Raw genomic sequence first — 19,972 nt, forward strand, 5'->3', positions numbered from 1 at the left:
GCTGACTTGAAATGGGTCAGGCGGCCGTGTCGATGCAGAGATATTTGAGCTCGGTGAAGGCCTCGAGCCCATGGCGCGAACCCTCGCGGCCGAGGCCGGACTGTTTCCAGCCGCCGAAGGGAACGGGGCCGCCGGTGACCTTCACGCGGTTGACAGCCACCATGCCGTATTCCAGCGCGCGGCCGAGGCGCATCTGCCGGGCGCCGTTTTCGGTAACGACATAGGCGACGAGGCCGTATTCGCTATCGTTGGCGCGGGCGATCACCTCTTCTTCGGTGTCGAAGCTGGCAACAGCCGCAACAGGTCCGAAGGTCTCCTCGCGCATGATCAGCGCATCTTCAGGCACATCCGTCAGCAGCGTCGGCTCATAGAAGAACCGGCCGGCCCTGTGGCGCTTACCACCGATGACGAGCTGCGCGCCGCGCGCCAGTGCATCGGAAACCTGTTCCTCGACCTTGGCGATGGCGCGTTCATGCATCAGCGGTCCGATGTCGACGCCATCCTCAAACCCCGTCCCGACCTTGAGATCGGCGATGCGGGCGGCAAAGGCTTGAGCAAAAGCATCGGCGATGCGCCGCTGGACGAAGATGCGATTGGCCGCGAGGCAATCCTGGCCTGACGTGGCAAACTTGGCGTTGACGGCGATCTCGACTGCCTTTGATATATCGGCGTCGTCGAAGATGATCAGCGGCGCGTGGCCGCCGAGCTCCATCACCAGCCGCTTCATGGTCGGAGCGCACTGGGCGGCGATCAGGCGGCCAACCTCGGTGGAACCGGTAAAGCTCATGGCGCGCACACGGACGTCGGCGCACATCCGTCCGACGATCGTTGCGGCATGGCCGGTGACGACATTGAAGACGCCGGCGGGAATGCCGGCGCGTTCGCCGAGTTCGGCAAGGGCAAGGGCGGAAAGCGGCGTCTCGGAAGAGGGATGGGCGACGACCGTGCAGCCTGCCGCAAGCGCGGCGGCGGCCTTTCGGGTGAGCATGGCAGAGGGGAAATTCCAGGGTGTAACCACGCCGACGACGCCGAGCGCCTCCCGCCGGACGAGCATTTCCGCGCCGGGCAGATGGCTGGTGACGCTCTCGGCATTCAGCCGTTTGCCTTCCTCGGCGTACCATTCGACGAAGGAGGCGGCGTAGTCGATCTCGCCGCGCGCTTCCGCCAGCGGTTTGCCCTGTTCGAGCGTCATGATCAGTGCGAGATCCTCCCTGGCGGCGAGCATCAGCTCAAACCATTTGCGCAGGATCGCTGCGCGGCTCTGCGGCAGCATGGCGCGCCAGGCGGCCAAAGCCTGCGAGGCCGCATCGATCGCCGCCGCCGTTTCCTCCGCGCCGAGGCTTGCAACCCAGGCCAGCGTCACCGAAGAAGCCGGATCCGTAACCTCGAAGCTCTTTCCCGCGGCGCCGGCGATCCAGCGACCGCCGACATAGGCGAGATCGCGCAGGAGATGACGGTCGGCAAGCTGCGACAGCGCGTCATGAAAGGCGGGGCGGGCAAAAACGGCGGTCATGTCCAATCTCCTCGTTGCGGAAGAGCCGAGTCTTCCACGGAAGCGGGCGAGAGATTGTCTGTTGGCGGATGCGGAAAGAGAGAGATGGTCTAAAGGGCAGCGCTCTCGTAGAGAGATTGTCTACGACGCGGACTGCTCCTCACTGTCGGCCACGAAGGACGAAACCGGAAGCACCGTTTCCTCCTTCACCACCTTGGTGACGATGTAGGTGAAATAGCGGTCGATGCCGAGTTCGCGGTCGAGAAGCCCGTCGACCAACCGCTGATAGGCGTCGATATCGGGCGCCATGATCTTCAGGATGTAATCGACGCCGCCGCCGACCGACCAGCAGGCGACGATCTCAGGGATTGCCGTGACGGCGCGCTCGAAGCGCTCGAAATCCGCCTGGCGATGGTTGGCGAGCGTCACTTCCATCATCACACTGGCGACCGGTGCAATCCGCCGCGGTGCCAGGCGTGCGTGATAGCCGGTGATGATCCCAGCCTTTTCGAGCTTGCGCAGCCGCATCCAGCACGGCGTCGGCGACAGGCCGGCCTTTTCGGCCAGCGCCAGTTTGGTGATGCGGCCGTCGCGCTGGACGGCGTCGAGAATACGCAGGTCGATGGCGTCGAGCTTCATGGGGCTTTCTTTGGAAAGAAATCATTTCAAACGCTGCGAAAAGACAATGGGAGCGCACTTTGGCATTGTCAATTGAACTGATTTTCAGCAGTGTTAAAATCATGACAAAGTGGCGCCCCGATCCCTCGCAACTTCGCCGACCGGCCTACCTCTCGCTCGCCGAGCAGATCGCCAGCGCGATCACCGACGGCAAGCTTTACGATGGGGCGCAATTGCCGCCGCATCGCAAGCTGGCGGATGATCTGCATCTTTCCGTGCAAACGGTGAGCCGCGCCTATGAGGAGCTCAGCCGCCGGGGGCTGATATCAGGCGAGATCGGGCGCGGCAGCTTCGTACAGACGAGGCCGCGCGAGCCGGAGCCGCCTTATCTGCCGGAACGGCTGGGAGAACTGATCGATCTCTCGATCCTGAAACCAGTCTGCGAGCAGATCCATCTCGAAAAGATGCGCCAGGCCTTCGGCTGGCTTTCGGAAAACCTGCCCTCCAGCTCGGCGCTTTCGTTCCGGCCGAACATGGTCTTTCCGCGCCACCGCATTGTTGCCACCGAATGGCTAGCGCGCTGCGGGCTGGAGGTGTCGCCGCTGAACATCAGTGTCACGAACGGCGCGACATCGGGCATGACGGTGGCGCTGATGAGTGTTGCGCCGCCCGGCTCGACGGTGGCGACCGAGGCGATCAGCCACCATACGCTGGTGCCGCTCTCCACCTATCTCGGTCTGCATCTCGAGGGGATCGCGATCGACGAGGAAGGCATGATCCCGGAGGCGCTCGACGAAGCCTGCCGGACGGGGCCGATCCGGGCAATCTTCCTGCAGCCCTCGGTAATCAATCCGATGGCGGCCCTGATGAGCGCGAAGCGCCGGCAGGCGCTTGCCTCCGTGGCCGCCAAACACGACATAGCCATCATCGAAAACGATATTCTCGGCCCGATGGTCGAGGACCGCGCGCCGCCGATGGCGGCATTCGCGCCGGAGCGCACGCTCTACGTCACCAGCTTCACCAAGATCACTGTTCCCGGCTTGCGGATCGGCTATCTCACGGCACCCGACCGCTATGTCGCCGCTGTCGCGAACCGTCATCTGGTCTCCAACTGGATGGCGACGCCGGCCATGGCCGAGATTGCCACCCGCTGGGTCAGCGACGGCACGGCGATGGAATTGGTCAACTGGCAGCGCCGCGCCCTCTCGAGCCGGCATGCGATCGCGGCGGAGATGCTGACCGGGCTTACCTACCGATCCCACCCGCAAAGCCTGCACGTCTGGCTGCCGCTCTCCGGCAATCATACCGAGGACGGTTTCGTGTCGCAGGCACGGCTGCACGGCGTGGCAATCGCCCCCGGCAAATCGTTCCGCACCGGGGATCAGGGCTGGACGCCGGCGGTGCGCATTTCGCTTGGTTCGACGACAGAAAGCGAGCTGCGGACCGGGCTCGGGATCGTCGCCTCACTGGCGCAAGGAAATCCTGAAGAGCTGCTGCTTGCAATTTGATGCAGCTGCCGCGTGTTTGAGCAGGCGCAGAATAATTGTCATGATATTATTTTACGAATTGACATGATTTTGATGCACCGTCATCGTTAGGGCATTGCTTGTCTCAACAGGGAGAGACATGGATGCCTTCGCCCATCATTCGCATCGACAATATCGTCAAGAGATACGGCCCGCTGACCGTGCTCGACGGCCTGTCGATGAATGTCATGCCCGGCGAAAAGCTGGCGCTGATCGGGCCGTCCGGCTCCGGCAAGACGACGATCCTGCGCATCCTGATGACGCTTGAGACGATCAGCGGCGGCCATATCGAGGTCGACGGCGAGCAGCTCTATCACATGCCTGCCGGCAGCGGGCTGGTGCCGGCCGATGAACGGCATCTGCACCGGATGCGCGAAAAGATCGGCATGGTCTTTCAGCACTTCAACCTGTTTCCGCATAAATGCGTGCTCGACAACGTGACCCTGGCGCCGATGCTGACCAAGGGCATCAAGCGCCCCATGGCCGAAAAGTGGGCAATGGAGCTTCTCGACATGGTCGGCCTGGCCGACAAGGCGAAGAGCGTCCCGGCGCAACTGTCCGGCGGGCAGAAGCAGCGCGTCGCCATTGCTAGGGCGCTGGCGCTGTCGCCGAAGATCATGCTGTTCGACGAGGTGACCTCGGCGCTCGACCCGGAACTGGTCGAAGAGGTGCTGAGTGTCATGCGGCGGCTCGCCTCGGAGACCGACATGACCATGCTACTCGTCACCCACGAGATGGGCTTTGCCCATGATTTCGCCGACCGTGTGCTGTTCTTCGATCGCGGCAAGATCGTCGAGGAAGGCAAGCCGGCCGACATCTTTCGCAACCCGACGCAGGAAAGGACGCAGACCTTCCTGCGCAAGATTATTGCGGCTGGGCACCGCGTCTGAACCAGACACTGCCCGCAAAAACAAACTCAAACGAAAGCCAGAGGAGTTGGGAACGATGAATGCAGGATATCTTTTGACCGCCGCCAGCCTGTCGGTGCTGCTGATGGCCGCCGCCTGCCCGGCATCAGCTGCCGATGACAAGCTCGAACAGTTGAAGGAACAGGGCTTTGCCCGTATCGCCATCGCCAACGAGCCGCCGTTCACCGCCGTCGGCGCCGATGGCAAAGTGTCCGGCGCCGCCCCCGATGTGGCGCGCACGATCTTCGAAAAGCTCGGCGTCAAGGAAGTGGTCGCCTCGATCTCCGAATATGGCGCGATGATCCCCGGCCTGCAGGCCGGCCGCCACGACGCGATCACCGCAGGCCTGTTCATGAAGCCGGAGCGTTGCAACGCCGTCGCCAATTCCGAACCGATCCTCTGCGACGCCGAAGCCTTCGCTCTCAAGAAGGGCAACCCGCTGAAGCTGACGAGCTACAAGGATATCGCCGACAATCCGGATGCCAAGATCGGCGCGCCGGGCGGCGGCACCGAGGAGAAGCTGGCGCTTGAGGCCGGCGTGCCGCGTGACCGGGTCATCGTCGTTCCGGACGGCCAGAGCGGCATCAAGATGCTGCAGGACGGCCGCATCGACGTCTATTCGCTGCCGGTTCTGTCGATCCACGATCTGATGGCCAAGGCAAACGATCCGAACCTCGAAACCGTCGCTCCCGTCGTCAATGCGCCAGTCTATTGCGATGGCGCCGCCTTCCGCAAGCAGGACGTCGCGCTGCGCGATGCCTTCGACGTCGAGCTGAAGAAGCTGAAGGAATCGGGCGAATTCGCCAAGATCATTGAGCCTTACGGCTTCTCGGCTAAGGCGGCGATGTCGACGAGCCGCGACAAGCTCTGCGCCGCGGCGAAGTAACCAGGGGTAAGCAGCCGGCCGTGCTTTGGGCATGGCCGGCTTTTCCTCGCACCATCTCCAGAGAAGTGAGTTGCCGATGTCGGTATGGTCCGGCTATCTGACATTGATCCTTGAGGGCGCCCTGGTGACGCTCGAACTGACGGTCATGGGCTCAGTGCTGGCGCTTGTTATGGCGTTCCTGGCAGGCCTCGGCCGCCTGTCGCGCTTCTTTGCCATCAGGGCTCTGGCGACGGCCTATATCGAGTTCTTCCGCGGCACGTCGATCTTCGTCCAGCTCTTCTGGGTCTATTTCGTGCTGCCCTTCGCGGGATTGACGCTGACGCCGCTGCAGGCGGGCGTGCTGGCGCTCGGGCTCAACGTCGGCGCCTATGGCGCGGAAGTGGTGCGCGGCGCCGTCAAGGCGGTCGGTCGGGAACAGTCGGAAGCCTGCATCGCGCTCAATCTCTCGCGCTATCAGCGCATGCGCCACATTATCCTGCCGCAGGCGCTGCCGCTGATGCTGCCGACCTTCTGCAACAATGCGATCGAGCTGTTGAAGGGCACGGCCGTCGTGTCGCTGATCTCGCTGACGGATATGACCTTTCAGGCGCAGGTCGTGCGGGCGCAGACCGGCAATACGCTGGTGCCCTTCGCGACGATCCTCATCCTCTATTTTCTCATGGCTTTGGCAATCTCGGCTGCGATGCGCTGGCTGGAGCGGCGCATGGCACGTGGCGTCGACGGCATAAGGACCTGATCATATGGAATGGGATTGGGACTTCGTCTGGCAGATCATGCCGACCCTTCTCGAAGGGTTCAAGATCACCATTCTCGCGACCATCCTCGGGGCGGTCGTCGCCATGGTCGTCGGCCTCGGCCTCGCCATCGCGCGGCGGTCACCGATCGCCGCCGTTTCCAGGACCGTCGCTTTCGTCTGCGAATTCATCCGCGGCACGCCGCTTTTGGTGCAGCTCTACTTCATCTTCTACGTGCTGCCGGATATCGGCATCCGGCTGGCGCCGCTGGTCGCCGGCGTCATCGGCATGGGCATTCACTATGCGACCTATACCGCCGAGGTCTATCGTGCCGGCATCGAGAATGTGCCGCGCGGACAATGGGAGGCGGCCAAGGCCACCAATCTGACGACACGCCAGGCTTGGATCCACGTGGTCATTCCACAGGCGATCCCGCCGATGATTCCGGCGCTCGCCAATTATTTCATCGCCATGTTCAAGGAGACGCCGTTGCTTTCGGCGATCACCGTGCTCGAACTGATGAACCAGGCGAAAAGTATCGCCAACAGCAACTATCGCTATATCGAACCGATGACGCTGGTCGGCGTCTTCTTCCTCGTCGTCAGCCTGATCTCGGTTCTGGGCTTGCGCTGGCTCGAAGAACGTTACGCCAGGATGGATGACTGAGCATGACTGCAAAGATCGAGATCATAACCGCCGGCCGGGTGCCGCGACTGGATGACCGCCCGCTCAAAAAACGCGTCGGCCTGGTGATCCTTGCCACCGACCATACGACCGAAGTCGATTTCCAGCGGATGGTCGCCAGCGACGATATCGGCGTCTATGTCAGCCGTATCCACTACGCCAATCCCGTGACCCCGGAAAACCTTTTGAAGATGCAGCCGTCGCTGACGGCGGGTGCTGCGCTGATCTTGCCGGACGAGGCGCTGGATGCGCTCATGTATTCCTGTACCTCTGCCTCGGTCGTCATTGGCGACCGCAACATCGAAGCGGCGATCCATGCGGCCAAACCGGGTGCTCCCGTGGTGACGCCGACGGCGGCGGCGGTGAAAGGGCTGCAGGCGCTCGGCGCCAGACGGATCTCGGTGCTGACGCCTTATACAGTCGAGACCAGCCGGCCAATGGCCGATTATTTCGCGGATCTCGGCTTTGCGATCGACCGCTTCACCTGTCTTGGCCTCGCGGATGATCGCGAGATGGCGCGGATCGCGCCCGATGAAATCGCAGCCTTCGCGCGCCAGGCGACGGCGCCACAATCCGATGCGCTGTTCATCTCCTGCACGGCGGTGCGCGCCGCTCAGGTCGCGGCCCGGATCGAAGCGGAGATCGACAGACCTGTCGTCACCAGCAATCTCGCCACCGCCTGGGCTTGCCTGAGGCTCTGCGGCGATGACCGGCCGCGGCCCGAACTCGGGCGGCTGATGGCCATGCCCTATCCGGAGGGTTGAGACGATGGCGAGCACATGGCCGGTTTCATTGGAGGATATCCGTGCTGCGGCGCGCCGGATAGCTGGTCGGGTGCGCGTGACTGCGATGGCGCAGTCGGTTTCGCTAAGTGAAATCGCAGGCGTGCCCGTCCATCTCAAGCTCGAACATCACCAGACGACTGGCAGCTTCAAGCTGCGCGGCGCGACCAATGCGGTGCTGTCATTGTCACCGGCTGAACGAGCTCGCGGTATCGTTGCGGCCTCGACTGGAAATCACGGCCGGGCGCTTGCCTATGCCGCAGAGGCGGAAGGCGCGGTTGCGACCATCTGCATGTCGCGGCTGGTGCCTGAGAACAAGGTTTCTGAGATTCGCCGCCTCGGCGCCGATGTCCGCATTGTCGGGCGCTCGCAGGACGAGGCGCAGCAGGAGGTTGACCGGCTGGTGCGCGAGGTGGGGTTGGTGATGGTCCCGCCCTTCGACCATCCCGCCGTCGTGGCCGGGCAGGGCACGCTGGGGCTCGAAATCATCGGGGCATTGCAGCAGGTGTCGACGGTGCTGGTGCCGCTTTCGGGCGGTGGCCTTGCGGCGGGTGTCGCCGCCGCGATCAAGGGCGTCAATCCGAAGACCAAGGTGATCGGCCTGACGATGGAGCGGGGCGCGGCGATGAAGGCGAGCCTCGATGCTGGGCGGCCGGTGCAGGTCGAGGAATTGCCGAGCCTCGCCGACTCGCTCGGCGGGGGCATCGGCCTCGACAATCACGTGACCTTTGCCATGTGCCGCGATCTCCTCGACGACGTCATCCTGCTTTCGGAGGCGGAAATCGCCGCCGGCATGCGCCATGCCTATGCCCTCGAACGCGAGATCGTCGAGGGAGCGGCAGCCGTCGGCATCGCGGCCCTTCTTGCCGGAAAGGTCAGGGCCAATGGTCCTGTCGTTGCGATACTGTCCGGACGGAATGTCGACATGGAGCAGCACCGGCGCGTGATCAATGGCGAGATGCTGTTTGCGGAGGATGGGCGATGAGCCGGATGATCATTCTGACGGAAGCGGAACTGAGGAACGTCATCACGCTCAATCGCGATGCCGTCGGCTGCGTCGAGCAGGCTTTCGAAGCGCTGGCGACCATGGCGGTCGCCATGCCGCCGATCCTGCGGCTCGATATTCCGGAGCATCGGGGCGAGGTCGATGTGAAGACCGCCTATATCCCCGGCGTCGAAGGTTTTGCGATCAAGATCAGTCCCGGTTTCTTCGACAATCCCAAGCTTGGTCTGCCAAGCACCAACGGTATGATGGTGCTGCTATCGAGCCAAACCGGGCTGGTGCAGGCGCTGCTGCTGGACAATGGCTACCTCACCGATGTGCGCACCGCGGCGGCTGGCGCCGTCGCGGCCAAACATCTGGCGCGTGAAAATTCCACCGTCGCCGCAATCTTCGGCGCCGGCATGCAGGCGCGGCTGCAGCTCAAAGCGCTAACGCTGGTGCGGCCGATCCGTGAAGCGCGAATATGGGCGCGCGATACCGCAAAGGCTGAAGCTGCGGCCGCTGACCTGACGAAAAAGCTTGGGTTTCCCGTCACTGCTATATCGGACCCCGGACGGGCGATTGCCGGCGCCGATATCATCGTCACCACCACGCCTTCCGAAAAACCGATCATCGAGGCCGGATGGCTGGCACCCGGCCAGCATCTGACGGCCATGGGCTCGGATGCCGAGCACAAGAACGAGATCGACCCGGCTGTCATCGCCGGCGCCGGCCTTTACGTCGCCGACAGCCTGAAGCAGACGCGCCGCCTCGGCGAGCTGCATCACGCCATCGAAGCCGGATTGGTCGCGAGCGATGCTGAATTCACCGAGCTCGGGCAGATCGTTGCCGGCCGAACTCCGGGGCGGACGAAGAGCGACCAGATCACCATTGCGGACCTCACGGGAACCGGCATCCAGGACACCGCCATCGCCACGCTCGCCTTTGCGCGGGCCGGTGCGGCGAAGGCCGGAACCACTTTCGAAAGCTGACCGGCACCGCGCCGGACAAGAAGGGAAGAGACATGACCCAGCCCAATCTCAAATTCTCGCTCGGCGAATATGCCGCGCGGTTGGAGAAGACACGTCGTGCCATGGAAGCGAAGGGTGTCGAGCTTTTGATCGTCAGCGACCCCTCGAACATGGCCTGGTTGACCGGCTATGACGGCTGGTCCTTCTATGTGCACCAGGCGGTGATCGTGCCGCCGTCCGGCGAGCCGATCTGGTTCGGCCGCGGCCAGGATGCCAATGGCGCCAAGTTCACCGCCTATCTGAAGCACGACAACATTGTCGGTTATCCCGATCATTACGTACAGTCGACCGAACGCCATCCGATGGATTACCTCTCCGGCATCCTGACCGAGCGTGGCCTCGGCAAGCTGACGATCGGCGTCGAGATGGACAATTACTGGTTCTCGGCCGCAGCCTTTGCGGCGCTGCAGAAGCATTTGCCCAATGCCCGTTTCGTCGACGCCACCGCGCTCGTCAACTGGCAGCGCGCGGTCAAGAGCGAGACCGAGATCAAATACATGCGCAACGCCGCCCGTATCGTCGAAGCGATGCACGCCCGCATCTTCGACAGAATCGAGGTCGGTATGCGCAAGTGCGATCTGGTCGCCGAAATCTATGATGCCGGCACCCGTGGCGTCGACGGCATCGGCGGCGACTACCCGGCGATCGTGCCGCTGCTGCCGTCGGGCGTCGAAGCCTCGGCACCGCATCTAACCTGGGACGACCGGCCGATGAAGAAGGGCGAGGGCACCTTCTTCGAGATCGCCGGCTGCTACAATCGCTACCACCTGCCGCTGTCGCGCACCGTCTTCCTCGGTAAGCCGACACAGGCTTTTATCGATGCGGAAAAGGCAACGCTCGAAGGCATGGAGGCCGGCCTTGCGGTCGCAAAGCCCGGCAATACCTGCGAGGACATCGCCAACGCCTTCTTCGGCGTCTTGAAGAAATACGGCATCGTCAAGGACAACCGCACCGGTTACCCGATCGGTCTGTCCTATCCGCCGGATTGGGGCGAACGCACCATGAGCCTGCGCCCCGGCGACCGGACGGAATTGAAGCCCGGCATGACTTTCCATTTCATGACCGGCCTCTGGCTGGAGGACATGGGTTTTGAGACGACCGAGAGCATTCTCGTCACCGAGAGCGGCGTCGAATGTTTCGCGAACGTGCCGCGCAAACTGATGGTCAAGGATTGAGGCTGTCATGAACGAGATTGGCTTGCGGCCGTCGCCGATCAGCGCGACGGTGGATTTCGCTGCCGAGGGCATCCAGCACGGTTTCCTCAGGCTGCCTTACAGCCGCGACGATTCCGCCTGGGGCTCGGTGATGGTCCCGATCACGGTCGTCAGCAACGGCAACGGTTCGACGGCGCTTCTGACCGGCGGCAATCATGGCGACGAGTATGAAGGACCGATCGCGCTCTTCGATCTCGCCCGCTCGCTGAAGGCCGAGGAGGTCAGCGGCAGGGTCATCATCGTACCGGCGATGAACTATCCGGCGTTTCTGGCGGGAACCAGGACGTCGCCGATCGACCGGGGCAATATGAACCGCAGCTTCCCAGGCCAGCCGGACGGGACGGTGACGCAGAAGATCGCCGACTACTTCCAGCGTGTGCTCCTGCCGATGGCCGATCTCGTTCTCGACTTTCATTCCGGCGGCAAGACGCTCGATTTCCTGCCCTTCTGCGCAGCACACATCCTGGCGAACAAGCAACAGGAGGCAAAGGCTTTCGAATTCGTCACGGCCTTTGCAGCGCCTTATTCGATGAAGATGCTGGAGATCGATGCGGTCGGCATGTACGACACCGCGGCCGAGGAGATGGGCAAGGTTTTCATTACCACGGAACTCGGCGGCGGCGGGACGGCTACGGCCAAGAGTGCGGCGATTGCCAAGCGCGGCACCATGAATGTGCTGCGCCATGCCGGGATCGTTGCAGGCGCCGCCCATATTGATCCGACGACCTGGCTCGACATGCCGGACGGCCGCTGTTTCTCCTTTGCGGAGGAGGGCGGCCTCATCGAGCCTCTTATCGATCTCGGTGAAGCCGTCAGTGAGGATGCAGTCATTGCTCGGATCTATCCGACCGGGCGGACCGGGGTGGCCCCCTGCGAGATCCGCGCCGGCATGAGCGGCATTCTCTGCGCACGGCATTTCCCGGGCCTGGTCAAACCAGGCGATTGCGTTGCCGTCGTCGCAACCGTCGACGAATGAGGTGACGGAAGAAGCCCGACCGTCGCGTCAAGCGGCTTGACGCGGCCTTGACATGCTGGCTGCCGCGTCGATCTGAAAGCGTCTGACGACCCCTTCCAATGTCTGCGTTTGGGCGCCGAGCGCGCGACAGGCCGAAGCGGTTTCGACCGCCATCGTCGCGTTGCGTTGCGTCACCTGGTCGAGAGCGTTGACGGAGGCATTGATCTCGCGGATCGCGACCGCCTGCTCGGAGGATACAGTAACGATCCGGGCGATCAGCCCGGCAACCTGCTCGACCTGTCCTTCGATTTCCTGAAGCGCCTTGCCGGTGCGGTTGACAAGCTCCACCCCGGTGGAGACCTGAGAGGAGGATGTGGAAATCAGAGCCCTGATCTCCTTGGCGGCGTTGGCCGAGCGCATGGCGAGTTCACGCACCTCCTGTGCCACGACGGCAAAACCCTTGCCCGCCTCGCCTGCGCGGGCCGCTTCAACCCCGGCATTGAGCGCCAGAAGATTGGTCTGGAAGGCGATTTCATCGATGACATTGACGATGTCGCCGATCTGTGAGGACGAGCCTTCGATCCGTTCCATGGCGGCGATCGCTTCGCGGACGACGGCCGCCGAACGTTCGGCGCTGCTGCGGGTCTCGGTCATCATGCCGGTCGCCTTGCCGGCATGATCCGAGGCGTCTTTCGCCTTGGCATTCATCTCGCCGAGCGCGGCTGCGGCCTCTTCAAGCATCGCGGCTTGCTGTTCCGTGCGCGATGCGAGGCTCTCGGTTGCACCCGTAATGTCGGCCGAGGCGCTATCCACCTGTTTGGAGGTTTGGGCGATCTCGGCCATCGAGGCGCAAAGCGCATCCATGCTGTCGTTGAACTTGGCGCGCAAAGTCTCGTAGGCGGTGGCAAAGGGCGTGGTGATCCGGCAATCGAGATTGCCGTGCGATAGCTGGTCCAAGCCATGGGTCAGCTGAGCGATCACCGTTTCGCGGATCTGCTCTTCGGCGGCTTTTTCGGCCATCTGGCTGCGTTCACGTTCAAATTCCGCATCGCGAAGTGCCGTCTCGCGCTTCTGCGCCTCCTGGCGCTCGAGCGCGTTGCTGCGGAATACCGCCACGGCCTTGGACATTGCGCCGATCTCGTCGGGACGGTCGGCATAAGGGACGTCGGTTGAAAAGTCGCCGTCCGCGAGGTTGCCCATATAGGCTTTCATGCCATCGAGCGGCACGATTGCCCGGCGGCGCAGAAGATAGAGTCCGACCAGCAGCAGCCCGAACGATCCGAAGCCGGCAGCGCCGGCATAGATCGTCCAGGTGACGATTTCGGAGGCTGCGTTCTTTTCCTCGCCCTTCAGGAAGGCATCGGAATTGGCGACGAGTTTCTCCACCGCGTCCTGGTGCGCATGGAAGGCGACGCGCAATTGCTCGATCGCACCGTGCGCCTTGTCCTCGTCCTTTGCATTCAGCGCCGGGATGATCTCACGGTTCATCACGTCCCAGAATGTATCACCCTTGGCGATAACATCGTTTTCGAGTTCGTCCTTCAAAGCCTGCGGCAGCCGGGTGGTTTTCCAATAGGCGCGACGGTCGTCGTAAGCGGCTTTGAGATTGGCGATCTTGGCGAGATTGGTGGCGGTGAGTTCGGGAAATTTGCTCGCCTCGAAGGAGAGCATATAGGATTCGACCACGAAGAGCGGGGGCGGCAGGATATCGGCGATCAGATCTTTGCCGTAGACGACCTGCTCGTAAACCGGGCCGTTGACTTTCAGCCGTTCGAGCGCCGATTGCTGCAATCCGATCGACATGAAAAGGCCTGTCGAAACGGCGACACCAAATGCCACCAAGCTGCGCGCAATAGTAAAGGCCAAAGGACCGTCTCCAAATAACTTGTGGCTTCGCCCGCAAGACGCCTGATCTACGTATGGCATTATTTCGCGCGAACGCTGAAATATGGTTAATTCTTCTAAGTATCAGAGGTTGATTGGGCCTGTCCGAGGCGGTGCAAGCGTCCAAAATTGGGGTGTTTGAGGGATCGTTCAGGTTATTTTTTGGCACCAAGCCACCATCTGCCATCTTGATGGCTTGCGGCGAGGCCGCTATATCTATCGCAAAGGAGATCAACATGGCTGAACCTCAGCTTTCCGTACGGAGCGCGAGGGCGCGTGACCTTGCTCACCGGCTTGCCCGCCGCGAAAACCGTTCGATAGCCGACATTGTCGAGCGAGCGCTTGAATCCTATGAAATACGCGAAGCGGGTCGTGAACCGGCATCATCCTTCTACACCAGGCTTTCGCAGCAAAGCGGGACGGATATCGACCTTGAAGCCGTTGTCAGGGCAGGCCGGCAGGCGCATAAGGGCCTCGAGCTTTGATTTTTCTCGATACTAACATTGTTTCGGAAACTTTGAGACATTCGCCGGATGAAGCGGTGATCGCATGGCTCATCCGGCATGATGCTGAATTGGCTCTGCCGACGGTGACGATCGCCGAGATCGCTTTCGGCATCCAGAAGATCCGGCCCGATCATCGGGCCGAACGCCTCGAACGGGGACTGTCCGACTGGCGGCGTCGGTTCGCGGACCGGATTTTTGGCCTGACCGAGGAGGCCGCTCTTGCCTATGGCGAGATCATGGGGACGGCAACTCGTCACGGGCGCGGCATGTCAGCGCCGGATGGCATGATCGCAGCTATTGCGCAGGTGAATGGTGGTCGACTTGCCACGCGAAACCTGGGCGATTTCGTCACCACGAACCTTGAATTGATCTCCCCGTGGGAGTTTTGATCTCCCGAAGCAAGCAGCGGCCTAAATCCACGTCCTCCGGCTTGCCGGCCATGAATTCCTCCAATGTCACGCGCCCGTCTCCATCCGTGTCGAGATCGGAGAGCAGGGATGCAGACTGGTCATCGTCGGCGGGCGGCGGTCCGTCGGGACGCTGCGACGAAGGAGAGGACATAGCCTCGGTCAGCGCATCAGCCGATAGCGAGCCGGCGCTTTCGCTGTCGAAGCTGTCGAACAGTGTGCCGGCCTGATCCTCGCTCACATCGGACGGCCGGCCTGCGACGAATTCTGCCCTGCTCACCAGCCCGTCTCCATCGGTATCGAGATCGGAGAGCAGCGATGCAAGCTCGTCATCACCTTCGGGCGGCGGCCGTGGTCCGCCCGCCCGCGCGGATCTCTGGGCGGACATGGCCTCGGAGCGCATCGACCGACAGCGAGCCGGAACCTTCGCTGTCGAAGCTGTCGAATAGCGTGCCGGCCTGATCCTCGGTCACATCAGACGGTCTGGCTGCGACGAACTCGGCCTTGCTCACGTAGCCGTCGCCATCGGTGTCAAGCTGCGCAACGTCCGTGCCGTCATCGCCGTCCTGCCCCCCGTTGGAGCCGGACTGTCCGGTAAGGCCGTTCATCGCCAGCGACATCAGCTGGGACATGAGTTTCTCGGCGCTGTCGGACTGCTGGCTTGTGGTTGATTTTTTTGCCGAAACCGTACTACAGGATAGAATGTCCTGGGCTGCGGATGTCGAATTCTTACTACAGGAATAGGAGGAAATCGATGTCGCGGCGGAAACGGTTGTCATACGCGCTCCATCGCTAAGAGGGTCGGGATGCAACGCATTGCAGAACTGATTAGTTCTCTAATAGAAATTGCTAATGCCACAACCGAAAAAATCATCCCTCAGATTCGCGGTTTGCTTTTCAGGGCGGTCGGCGTGCACTTCGGTAAAGCGGTTTAAGATCGTCATGGGTGGTGTTGATGAGCCCGCAGATGAGCCGCGCAAGCGAGGCCGGCCGAAAGTCTCCAGCGATGAGGACAAGCGGACGCATATCGTCGAAATCGCCCGCCGCGTTTTCGTAAAATACGGTTATGCCGGAAGTACGACCGCGGTCGTCGCCGCCGAGGCCGGCGTCTCGAAACAGACGCTCTACAAGTTGTTTCAGAGCAAGGAAGAGCTGTTTGCCGCCGTGGTCGGTGCGCATCGGCGTCTGATGCTCGACCTGCCGAGGCCCGCGGAAGACCTTCCGATCGGCCAGAGCCTCGAACATATCTTCATGATCGACATGGATGAGGAGAAGGATGCGGATCACGCCGGTTTTCTGCAGCTTGTCTTTCACGAAGCGTCGCAGTTTCCTGAGCTTGTCGACATTCTGCAGCGCGAAGGCATCCTTGCTAGCCGTCAACACCTCGCCGAGTGGTTGAGCGATCGCCAGGCGGAAGGCCAGCTGACGCTCGATGATCCGGCGAGTGGAGCCCGGATGCTGATGGACATGATCTTCGGAGGGATGGTCCCGCCGGAAGGGCGCGCTCAGGCCTGGCCCGACCGGGCCGAACTGCTCGCCCATCTTCGCCGCTGCATCGCAATCTTCGCAGCCGGCGTCGGGGCCTCGTAGGCCCAAAAAGGCATCCTCCGCCTTTTGTTCCAATTCCATATTGGATGAATAATAGAACTATACAGTTCGTTTAAATTGATTCAGGCTTTCGCGCCCGTTGGCCGCGCCCATGACATGGGACAGACGTTGGTCGCCACTTAGGTAAGCTATCTCGCAGTCGCACCAAATCCGACGCCAGCCTCTCGAGCGTGGCGTCCCAGGCCACGGTTGCGCGACAGAGCCTATTACAAGGAAAACATCGGCAAGGTCACCACTGTCGATCAGTTCAGGGCGATTACGAACTCTACTCCTATGCCATGAAAGGCCAACGGGCTCGACGACACGACCTATGCCAAGGCCTTCATGAGGGCGCTGGCTGAGCAAGACAACCGGGCCGCGGCCGAGGCGCGAGAGCAGGGCAGCGGGGAGACGGCCGTTTCGAACCGGCAGGACGAAGCGCAAGGCGGGCGACCGGGCAACCACGATGAGGGTGGCTGACTGAAAACCTTCCCGCTCGGCCTCGTTCTGCAAGCTCGCCCGGCGTGCGTTCTTTTGGCCGCACAAAGGACGCTCTAACACTTTGAAACAGCGCGCCGTGTTAGCGGATGAGCCTTCGCTCCAGAAACGCCTGCATGTCGCGGCGTCCGTCTACGACGCAGTAGACGACGACATCGGTGCCGAGGATGCGATAGATCATGCGCCATGGCTTGTGGTGGAGTTCGCGATATTCGGAGATTCCGATACTCGCCAGTTCCTTTGGAATATTTCCGCTGGCCGGGAATTCTTCGAGATCGGCGCAGGTGCTTTCGATGTCGCTTAGCACCCGCTCTGCAGTCTCGGCGCCGTCGCGGCCGGCGATGAACCGATAGAGATCCTCGATGTCCCGTTCCGCGTCCTCGGCGAAAAGAACACGATAGGCCATCAGGACTGGCTATCGGCCAGACGTTTGCGGAGGCGCGCGAAGGTTTCCGCAGCGGGGCGCAATTTGCCCTCGTCGACCTGCCGGTTGGTGAGGGCCAGCACTTTCAGGAGCGCCAGCGTCTCCTGGGTTTCTTCATATTGTCCGACATCCTGAAGGATCGCCTTCGCCTCACCGTGCAGCGTGATGACCACCGGCTGCGGGTTATCTTTCAGCGTCCGGATGATCTCGGGCGCATGTGCCTTGAGGTAGCTGATCGGCTTGACCTGTGCTGAAAGCTTCATGCGAGCTCCATTTCGACCAGAATATAGATCATTAAATGGTCGATTGAAAGACGACTTTCAATCGACGGCATAACACGTTCGCGACATCCGATTGTCCGATTCAGGTGCGCTGCTTTTTTCACACAATGCGTCCGAAAGAGAATGCCATTTCTTATAAAGGAGTTTGTCTACTGATTTTATAGACTAAGATTTGCAACCAGCGATCGGATCGTGGTCTCATGACTTACCTTCTCAGCCTGCTCGACAAAAGTCCAATCGAAGAGGGGCTTACCGCGGCGGATGCGCTGCGGGCGACGGTCAAGATTGCCGCCCGCGCCGAGGAACTCGGTTATCACCGTTTCTGGGTCGCTGAACATCATAACATGTCCAATCTGGCGAGTTCCGCGCCGGAGGCGCTGATCGCCTACCTCCTCGCCAGGACCTCGAATATCCGGATCGGTTCGGGCGGCGTCATGCTGCAACATTACAGCGCCTATAAGGTCGCCGAGACCTTCAATCTACTGGCATCGCTTGCGCCCGGCCGTGTCGATCTCGGCGTCGGCAAGGCGCCGGGCGGTTTTCCGTTGTCGACCCGGGCTCTGCAGCTTGCTGTCGATCCGGCCAGGAAGCCGGATTTCGCGAGCCAGCTTTCCGATATCAACACCTATCTCGCCGCCGACCCGAATTACCAGGGCGCCCAGGCAACGCCGTTCCCGCCGACGGCGCCTGAACGTTTCCTGCTCGGCGCCAGCGTCGAGAGCGCCGAACTCGCCGCGGAGAAGGGCTGGGAACTGGTCTTTGCCGGCCACCTGAACGGCGACCCTGACAATCTGCGCCGGACTTTCGAGGCCTATGAGCGGGCATCCGGCGGTAAACGACCGATCCTGGCGCTCGCAGCCTTTGCCGCCGAAAGCGAGGATTATGCCCGCGAGCGTGTCGGCAGGCTGCGCATCGTCAAGGTGTTCCTGCCGAACGGCCAGACCGTCAATGTCGGCAGCGAGGAACAGGCGGCCGAATTTGCCCTCCAGGCCGGCGTCACCGACTACCGTGTCGAGGAGAAGGTGCCGAGCGTGCTGCACGGCACAGCAAAGCAGATCCGTAAGGAGTTGGACGAACTTCACCACCGCTACGGCGTCAAGGAGTTCGTGCTCGACACGCCGGCGCTTTCGGTCGCCGAGCGCCTCGCCTCCATCGAGCTGCTCGCCGAGGAGCGGCTTTCGCTCGTCGCCTGACCGTTTCAACAAGGATTGATCCCATGGCTCAGAAACACGTCACATTCGGCATCATGCTGCAGGGGCCAGGCGGCCATATGAATGCCTGGAAACATCCCAGCGGACCGGCTGATGCCAGCGTCAATTTCGACTTCTTCGTCAAGACGGCGCGCAAGGCGGAGGCAGCCGGCATCGCTTTTGCTTTCGTCGCCGACGGGCTCTATATCAACGAGCAGTCGATCCCGCATTTCCTCAACCGGTTCGAGCCGATCGCCATTCTCTCGGCGCTTGCCGCCTCGACCTCGAAAATCGGCCTCGTCGGCACGGTCTCGACCTCCTACAGCGACCCCTTCACCATCGCCCGCCAGTTTGCCTCGATTGATCTCATCAGCGGCGGCAGGGCAGGGTGGAATGCGGTGACCTCGCCGCTCGAGGGCTCGGGGCGCAATTACAGCCGCGAACACCCCGAACACGAGCTGCGCTATGAGATCGCCGAGGACTATATCGATGCGATCAAGGGCCTCTGGGATTCCTGGGACGATGACGCTTTCGTGCGCAATCGCGAGACCGGCGTCTATGCCGACAAGACCAGGATGCATCGCCTCAACCACAAGGGCCGCTTCTTCCGCATCGAAGGGCCGCTCAACATCGGCCGTTCGAAGCAGGGCCAGCCGGTGATCTTCCAGGCAGGAGCGTCGGACTCCGGCATCAGGCTTGCCGGCAAACATGCCGATGCCGTCTTTACCAATGGCGGGCCGTTCGAGGAGGCGCAGGCCTTCTATCGACAGCTGAAGGACAGCGTCATCGCGCATGGGCGCCGGGCGGCCGAGGTCGGCATTTATCCCGGCATAGGCCCGATCGTCGGGAGGACGGCCGAGGAAGCGGACGCCAAATATCAGGCGATCCGAAATCTCGTCACCATCGAGGAAGCGCTCGCATATCTCGGCCGCTTCTTCGATCACCACGACTTCAGCACCTATCCCCTGGACGAGGCTTTCCCCGAACTCGGTGATATCGGCAGGAACAATTTCCGCGCCACCACCGACCGCATCAAAAGGACGGCGCGGGAGAAAGGCCTGACGCTCCGCCAGGTCGCACTCGATTCGGCAACACCGCGGACCGCCTTCATCGGCACCGCCAAGCATATCGCCGACGAGATCATCCGCTGGGTGGATCAGGGTGCGGCCGATGGGTTCATTCTCGGCTTTCCCGTCATCGCCGAGGGTTTCGACGATTTCTCCAGATATGTTCTGCCGATCCTTACCGAACGCGGTTATTTCGATCCGATCCTGAAGGGCGAGACGCTGCGCGACCATCTCGGTCTGCCCTTCCGCGAAAGCCGCTATGCGGCTGAGGCCAGCCAGGTCGAGCCCGGAAAGGCTGTCGGCGCCTGAGGCGCCG

Annotated in this window: 21 protein-coding genes and 2 pseudogenes; 17 read left to right on the top strand and 6 right to left on the bottom strand. The window is 62.0% G+C overall.

The features are described from left to right. Positions 1-16: 16 nt before the first annotated feature. Positions 17-1,513 carry an NAD-dependent succinate-semialdehyde dehydrogenase gene (locus ATY29_RS17585; protein WP_097532859.1) on the bottom strand — a complete coding sequence of 499 codons (1,497 nt, stop codon included), beginning with the start codon at positions 1,511-1,513 and terminating at the stop codon, positions 17-19. Between the two features lie 120 nt (positions 1,514-1,633). Continuing rightward, entirely contained in the window at positions 1,634-2,131 is a 498-nt protein-coding gene (locus tag ATY29_RS17590; RefSeq protein WP_003572534.1) for an Lrp/AsnC family transcriptional regulator, read from the bottom strand. A gap of 101 nt (positions 2,132-2,232) precedes the next feature. On the opposite strand from ATY29_RS17590, the gene ehuR reads away from it, so the two are divergent. From ehuR to doeB, 10 genes are all read left to right on the top strand, one after another. Then, positions 2,233-3,618 (top strand): MocR-like ectoine utilization transcription factor EhuR, encoded by a 1,386-nt coding sequence (gene ehuR, locus ATY29_RS17595; protein ID WP_097533073.1) that lies wholly within the window; start codon positions 2,233-2,235, stop codon positions 3,616-3,618. A gap of 122 nt (positions 3,619-3,740) precedes the next feature. Continuing rightward, positions 3,741-4,526 carry an ectoine/hydroxyectoine ABC transporter ATP-binding protein EhuA gene (gene ehuA, locus ATY29_RS17600; RefSeq protein ID WP_097532860.1) on the top strand — a complete coding sequence of 262 codons (786 nt, stop codon included), beginning with the start codon at positions 3,741-3,743 and terminating at the stop codon, positions 4,524-4,526. Between the two features lie 55 nt (positions 4,527-4,581). After that, positions 4,582-5,430, top strand: a complete 849-nt coding sequence (ehuB, locus tag ATY29_RS17605; RefSeq protein WP_097532861.1) for an ectoine/hydroxyectoine ABC transporter substrate-binding protein EhuB — start codon at positions 4,582-4,584, stop codon at positions 5,428-5,430. Between the two features lie 76 nt (positions 5,431-5,506). Continuing rightward, positions 5,507-6,166, top strand: a complete 660-nt coding sequence (ehuC, locus tag ATY29_RS17610; RefSeq protein ID WP_003572530.1) for an ectoine/hydroxyectoine ABC transporter permease subunit EhuC — start codon at positions 5,507-5,509, stop codon at positions 6,164-6,166. 4 nt (positions 6,167-6,170) lie between these two features. After that, positions 6,171-6,830 (top strand): ectoine/hydroxyectoine ABC transporter permease subunit EhuD, encoded by a 660-nt coding sequence (gene ehuD / locus ATY29_RS17615; protein ID WP_025417758.1) that lies wholly within the window; start codon positions 6,171-6,173, stop codon positions 6,828-6,830. Positions 6,831-6,832: 2 nt separating this feature from the next. Further along, entirely contained in the window at positions 6,833-7,612 is a 780-nt protein-coding gene (gene eutA / locus ATY29_RS17620; protein ID WP_003572528.1) for an ectoine utilization protein EutA, read from the top strand. Positions 7,613-7,616: 4 nt separating this feature from the next. Then, complete coding sequence (gene eutB, locus ATY29_RS17625; RefSeq protein ID WP_097532862.1) at positions 7,617-8,615, top strand: hydroxyectoine utilization dehydratase EutB; 999 nt, start codon at positions 7,617-7,619, stop codon at positions 8,613-8,615. Beyond that, entirely contained in the window at positions 8,612-9,604 is a 993-nt protein-coding gene (gene eutC / locus ATY29_RS17630; RefSeq protein WP_003572525.1) for an ectoine utilization protein EutC, read from the top strand. The genes eutB and eutC overlap by 4 nt, the downstream gene beginning before the upstream one ends. 32 nt (positions 9,605-9,636) lie before the next feature. Next, a complete protein-coding gene (gene doeA / locus ATY29_RS17635) occupies positions 9,637-10,818 on the top strand; it encodes an ectoine hydrolase DoeA (protein ID WP_003572520.1) in 1,182 nt (393 codons plus the stop codon). 7 nt (positions 10,819-10,825) lie between these two features. After that, entirely contained in the window at positions 10,826-11,833 is a 1,008-nt protein-coding gene (gene doeB, locus ATY29_RS17640; protein WP_097532863.1) for a N(2)-acetyl-L-2,4-diaminobutanoate deacetylase DoeB, read from the top strand. A gap of 27 nt (positions 11,834-11,860) precedes the next feature. Here doeB and ATY29_RS17645 read toward each other — a convergent pair whose 3' ends face one another. Continuing rightward, complete coding sequence (locus ATY29_RS17645) at positions 11,861-13,678, bottom strand: methyl-accepting chemotaxis protein (RefSeq protein ID WP_003572516.1); 1,818 nt, start codon at positions 13,676-13,678, stop codon at positions 11,861-11,863. A 254-nt stretch (positions 13,679-13,932) separates the two neighbouring features. Here ATY29_RS17645 and ATY29_RS17650 point away from each other — a divergent pair, with 254 nt between their 5' ends. Then, the gene (locus ATY29_RS17650) at positions 13,933-14,181 is read left to right on the top strand and encodes a hypothetical protein (RefSeq protein WP_003572515.1); all 249 of its coding nucleotides are present in this window, start codon (positions 13,933-13,935) and stop codon (positions 14,179-14,181) included. Beyond that, complete coding sequence (locus ATY29_RS17655; protein WP_025417765.1) at positions 14,178-14,591, top strand: type II toxin-antitoxin system VapC family toxin; 414 nt, start codon at positions 14,178-14,180, stop codon at positions 14,589-14,591. Before ATY29_RS17650 ends, ATY29_RS17655 begins: the two co-directional genes overlap by 4 nt. Positions 14,592-14,619: 28 nt before the next feature. On the opposite strand, the pseudogene ATY29_RS38345 reads toward ATY29_RS17655, so the two are convergent. Then, positions 14,620-15,388 (bottom strand): annotated as a pseudogene (locus tag ATY29_RS38345) (EF-hand domain-containing protein); the annotation flags it as partial. A gap of 27 nt (positions 15,389-15,415) precedes the next feature. Between ATY29_RS38345 and ATY29_RS38200 the strand changes: the two are divergent. The 3 genes and pseudogenes from ATY29_RS38200 to ATY29_RS38350 form a co-directional block, all read left to right on the top strand. Further along, positions 15,416-15,544: a hypothetical protein gene (locus tag ATY29_RS38200; protein ID WP_280176733.1), complete on the top strand. Its 129-nt coding sequence runs from the start codon at positions 15,416-15,418 to the stop codon at positions 15,542-15,544. Positions 15,545-15,551: 7 nt separating this feature from the next. Next, entirely contained in the window at positions 15,552-16,199 is a 648-nt protein-coding gene (locus ATY29_RS17665; RefSeq protein WP_003572513.1) for a TetR/AcrR family transcriptional regulator, read from the top strand. Between the two features lie 114 nt (positions 16,200-16,313). Further along, positions 16,314-16,565 (top strand): annotated as a pseudogene (locus tag ATY29_RS38350) (DUF1217 domain-containing protein); the annotation flags it as partial. Positions 16,566-16,776: 211 nt separating this feature from the next. Here the strand turns inward: ATY29_RS38350 and ATY29_RS17675 are convergent. Both ATY29_RS17675 and ATY29_RS17680 read right to left on the bottom strand, forming a co-directional pair. Beyond that, positions 16,777-17,100 carry a type II toxin-antitoxin system RelE/ParE family toxin gene (locus ATY29_RS17675; RefSeq protein WP_097532864.1) on the bottom strand — a complete coding sequence of 108 codons (324 nt, stop codon included), beginning with the start codon at positions 17,098-17,100 and terminating at the stop codon, positions 16,777-16,779. After that, entirely contained in the window at positions 17,100-17,381 is a 282-nt protein-coding gene (locus tag ATY29_RS17680; protein ID WP_097532865.1) for a type II toxin-antitoxin system Phd/YefM family antitoxin, read from the bottom strand. The genes ATY29_RS17675 and ATY29_RS17680 overlap by 1 nt, the downstream gene beginning before the upstream one ends. A gap of 218 nt (positions 17,382-17,599) precedes the next feature. On the opposite strand from ATY29_RS17680, the gene ATY29_RS17685 reads away from it, so the two are divergent. Further along, positions 17,600-18,592: an LLM class flavin-dependent oxidoreductase gene (locus ATY29_RS17685; RefSeq protein ID WP_097532866.1), complete on the top strand. Its 993-nt coding sequence runs from the start codon at positions 17,600-17,602 to the stop codon at positions 18,590-18,592. Between the two features lie 23 nt (positions 18,593-18,615). Then, positions 18,616-19,965, top strand: a complete 1,350-nt coding sequence (locus ATY29_RS17690) for an LLM class flavin-dependent oxidoreductase (RefSeq protein WP_097532867.1) — start codon at positions 18,616-18,618, stop codon at positions 19,963-19,965. The last annotated feature ends 7 nt before the right edge of the window (positions 19,966-19,972 follow it).

The organism is Rhizobium hidalgonense (assembly GCF_002914525.1).
GTDB lineage: Bacteria > Pseudomonadota > Alphaproteobacteria > Rhizobiales > Rhizobiaceae > Rhizobium > Rhizobium hidalgonense.

What these genes read in the sequence shown, in the direction of transcription:
- ATY29_RS17585 (WP_097532859.1), bottom strand. Translation starts at nt 1,513, where the DNA reads ATGACCGCCGTTTTTGCCCGCCCCGCCTTTCATGACGCGCTGTCGCAG.
- ATY29_RS17590 (WP_003572534.1), bottom strand. Translation starts at nt 2,131, where the DNA reads ATGAAGCTCGACGCCATCGACCTGCGTATTCTCGACGCCGTCCAGCGC.
- ehuR (WP_097533073.1), top strand. Translation starts at nt 2,233, where the DNA reads ATGACAAAGTGGCGCCCCGATCCCTCGCAACTTCGCCGACCGGCCTAC.
- ehuA (WP_097532860.1), top strand. Translation starts at nt 3,741, where the DNA reads ATGCCTTCGCCCATCATTCGCATCGACAATATCGTCAAGAGATACGGC.
- ehuB (WP_097532861.1), top strand. Translation starts at nt 4,582, where the DNA reads ATGAATGCAGGATATCTTTTGACCGCCGCCAGCCTGTCGGTGCTGCTG.
- ehuC (WP_003572530.1), top strand. Translation starts at nt 5,507, where the DNA reads ATGTCGGTATGGTCCGGCTATCTGACATTGATCCTTGAGGGCGCCCTG.
- ehuD (WP_025417758.1), top strand. Translation starts at nt 6,171, where the DNA reads ATGGAATGGGATTGGGACTTCGTCTGGCAGATCATGCCGACCCTTCTC.
- eutA (WP_003572528.1), top strand. Translation starts at nt 6,833, where the DNA reads ATGACTGCAAAGATCGAGATCATAACCGCCGGCCGGGTGCCGCGACTG.
- eutB (WP_097532862.1), top strand. Translation starts at nt 7,617, where the DNA reads ATGGCGAGCACATGGCCGGTTTCATTGGAGGATATCCGTGCTGCGGCG.
- eutC (WP_003572525.1), top strand. Translation starts at nt 8,612, where the DNA reads ATGAGCCGGATGATCATTCTGACGGAAGCGGAACTGAGGAACGTCATC.
- doeA (WP_003572520.1), top strand. Translation starts at nt 9,637, where the DNA reads ATGACCCAGCCCAATCTCAAATTCTCGCTCGGCGAATATGCCGCGCGG.
- doeB (WP_097532863.1), top strand. Translation starts at nt 10,826, where the DNA reads ATGAACGAGATTGGCTTGCGGCCGTCGCCGATCAGCGCGACGGTGGAT.
- ATY29_RS17650 (WP_003572515.1), top strand. Translation starts at nt 13,933, where the DNA reads ATGGCTGAACCTCAGCTTTCCGTACGGAGCGCGAGGGCGCGTGACCTT.
- ATY29_RS38200 (WP_280176733.1), top strand. Translation starts at nt 15,416, where the DNA reads ATGCAACGCATTGCAGAACTGATTAGTTCTCTAATAGAAATTGCTAAT.
- ATY29_RS17665 (WP_003572513.1), top strand. Translation starts at nt 15,552, where the DNA reads ATGGGTGGTGTTGATGAGCCCGCAGATGAGCCGCGCAAGCGAGGCCGG.
- ATY29_RS17675 (WP_097532864.1), bottom strand. Translation starts at nt 17,100, where the DNA reads ATGGCCTATCGTGTTCTTTTCGCCGAGGACGCGGAACGGGACATCGAG.
- ATY29_RS17680 (WP_097532865.1), bottom strand. Translation starts at nt 17,381, where the DNA reads ATGAAGCTTTCAGCACAGGTCAAGCCGATCAGCTACCTCAAGGCACAT.
- ATY29_RS17685 (WP_097532866.1), top strand. Translation starts at nt 17,600, where the DNA reads ATGACTTACCTTCTCAGCCTGCTCGACAAAAGTCCAATCGAAGAGGGG.
- ATY29_RS17690 (WP_097532867.1), top strand. Translation starts at nt 18,616, where the DNA reads ATGGCTCAGAAACACGTCACATTCGGCATCATGCTGCAGGGGCCAGGC.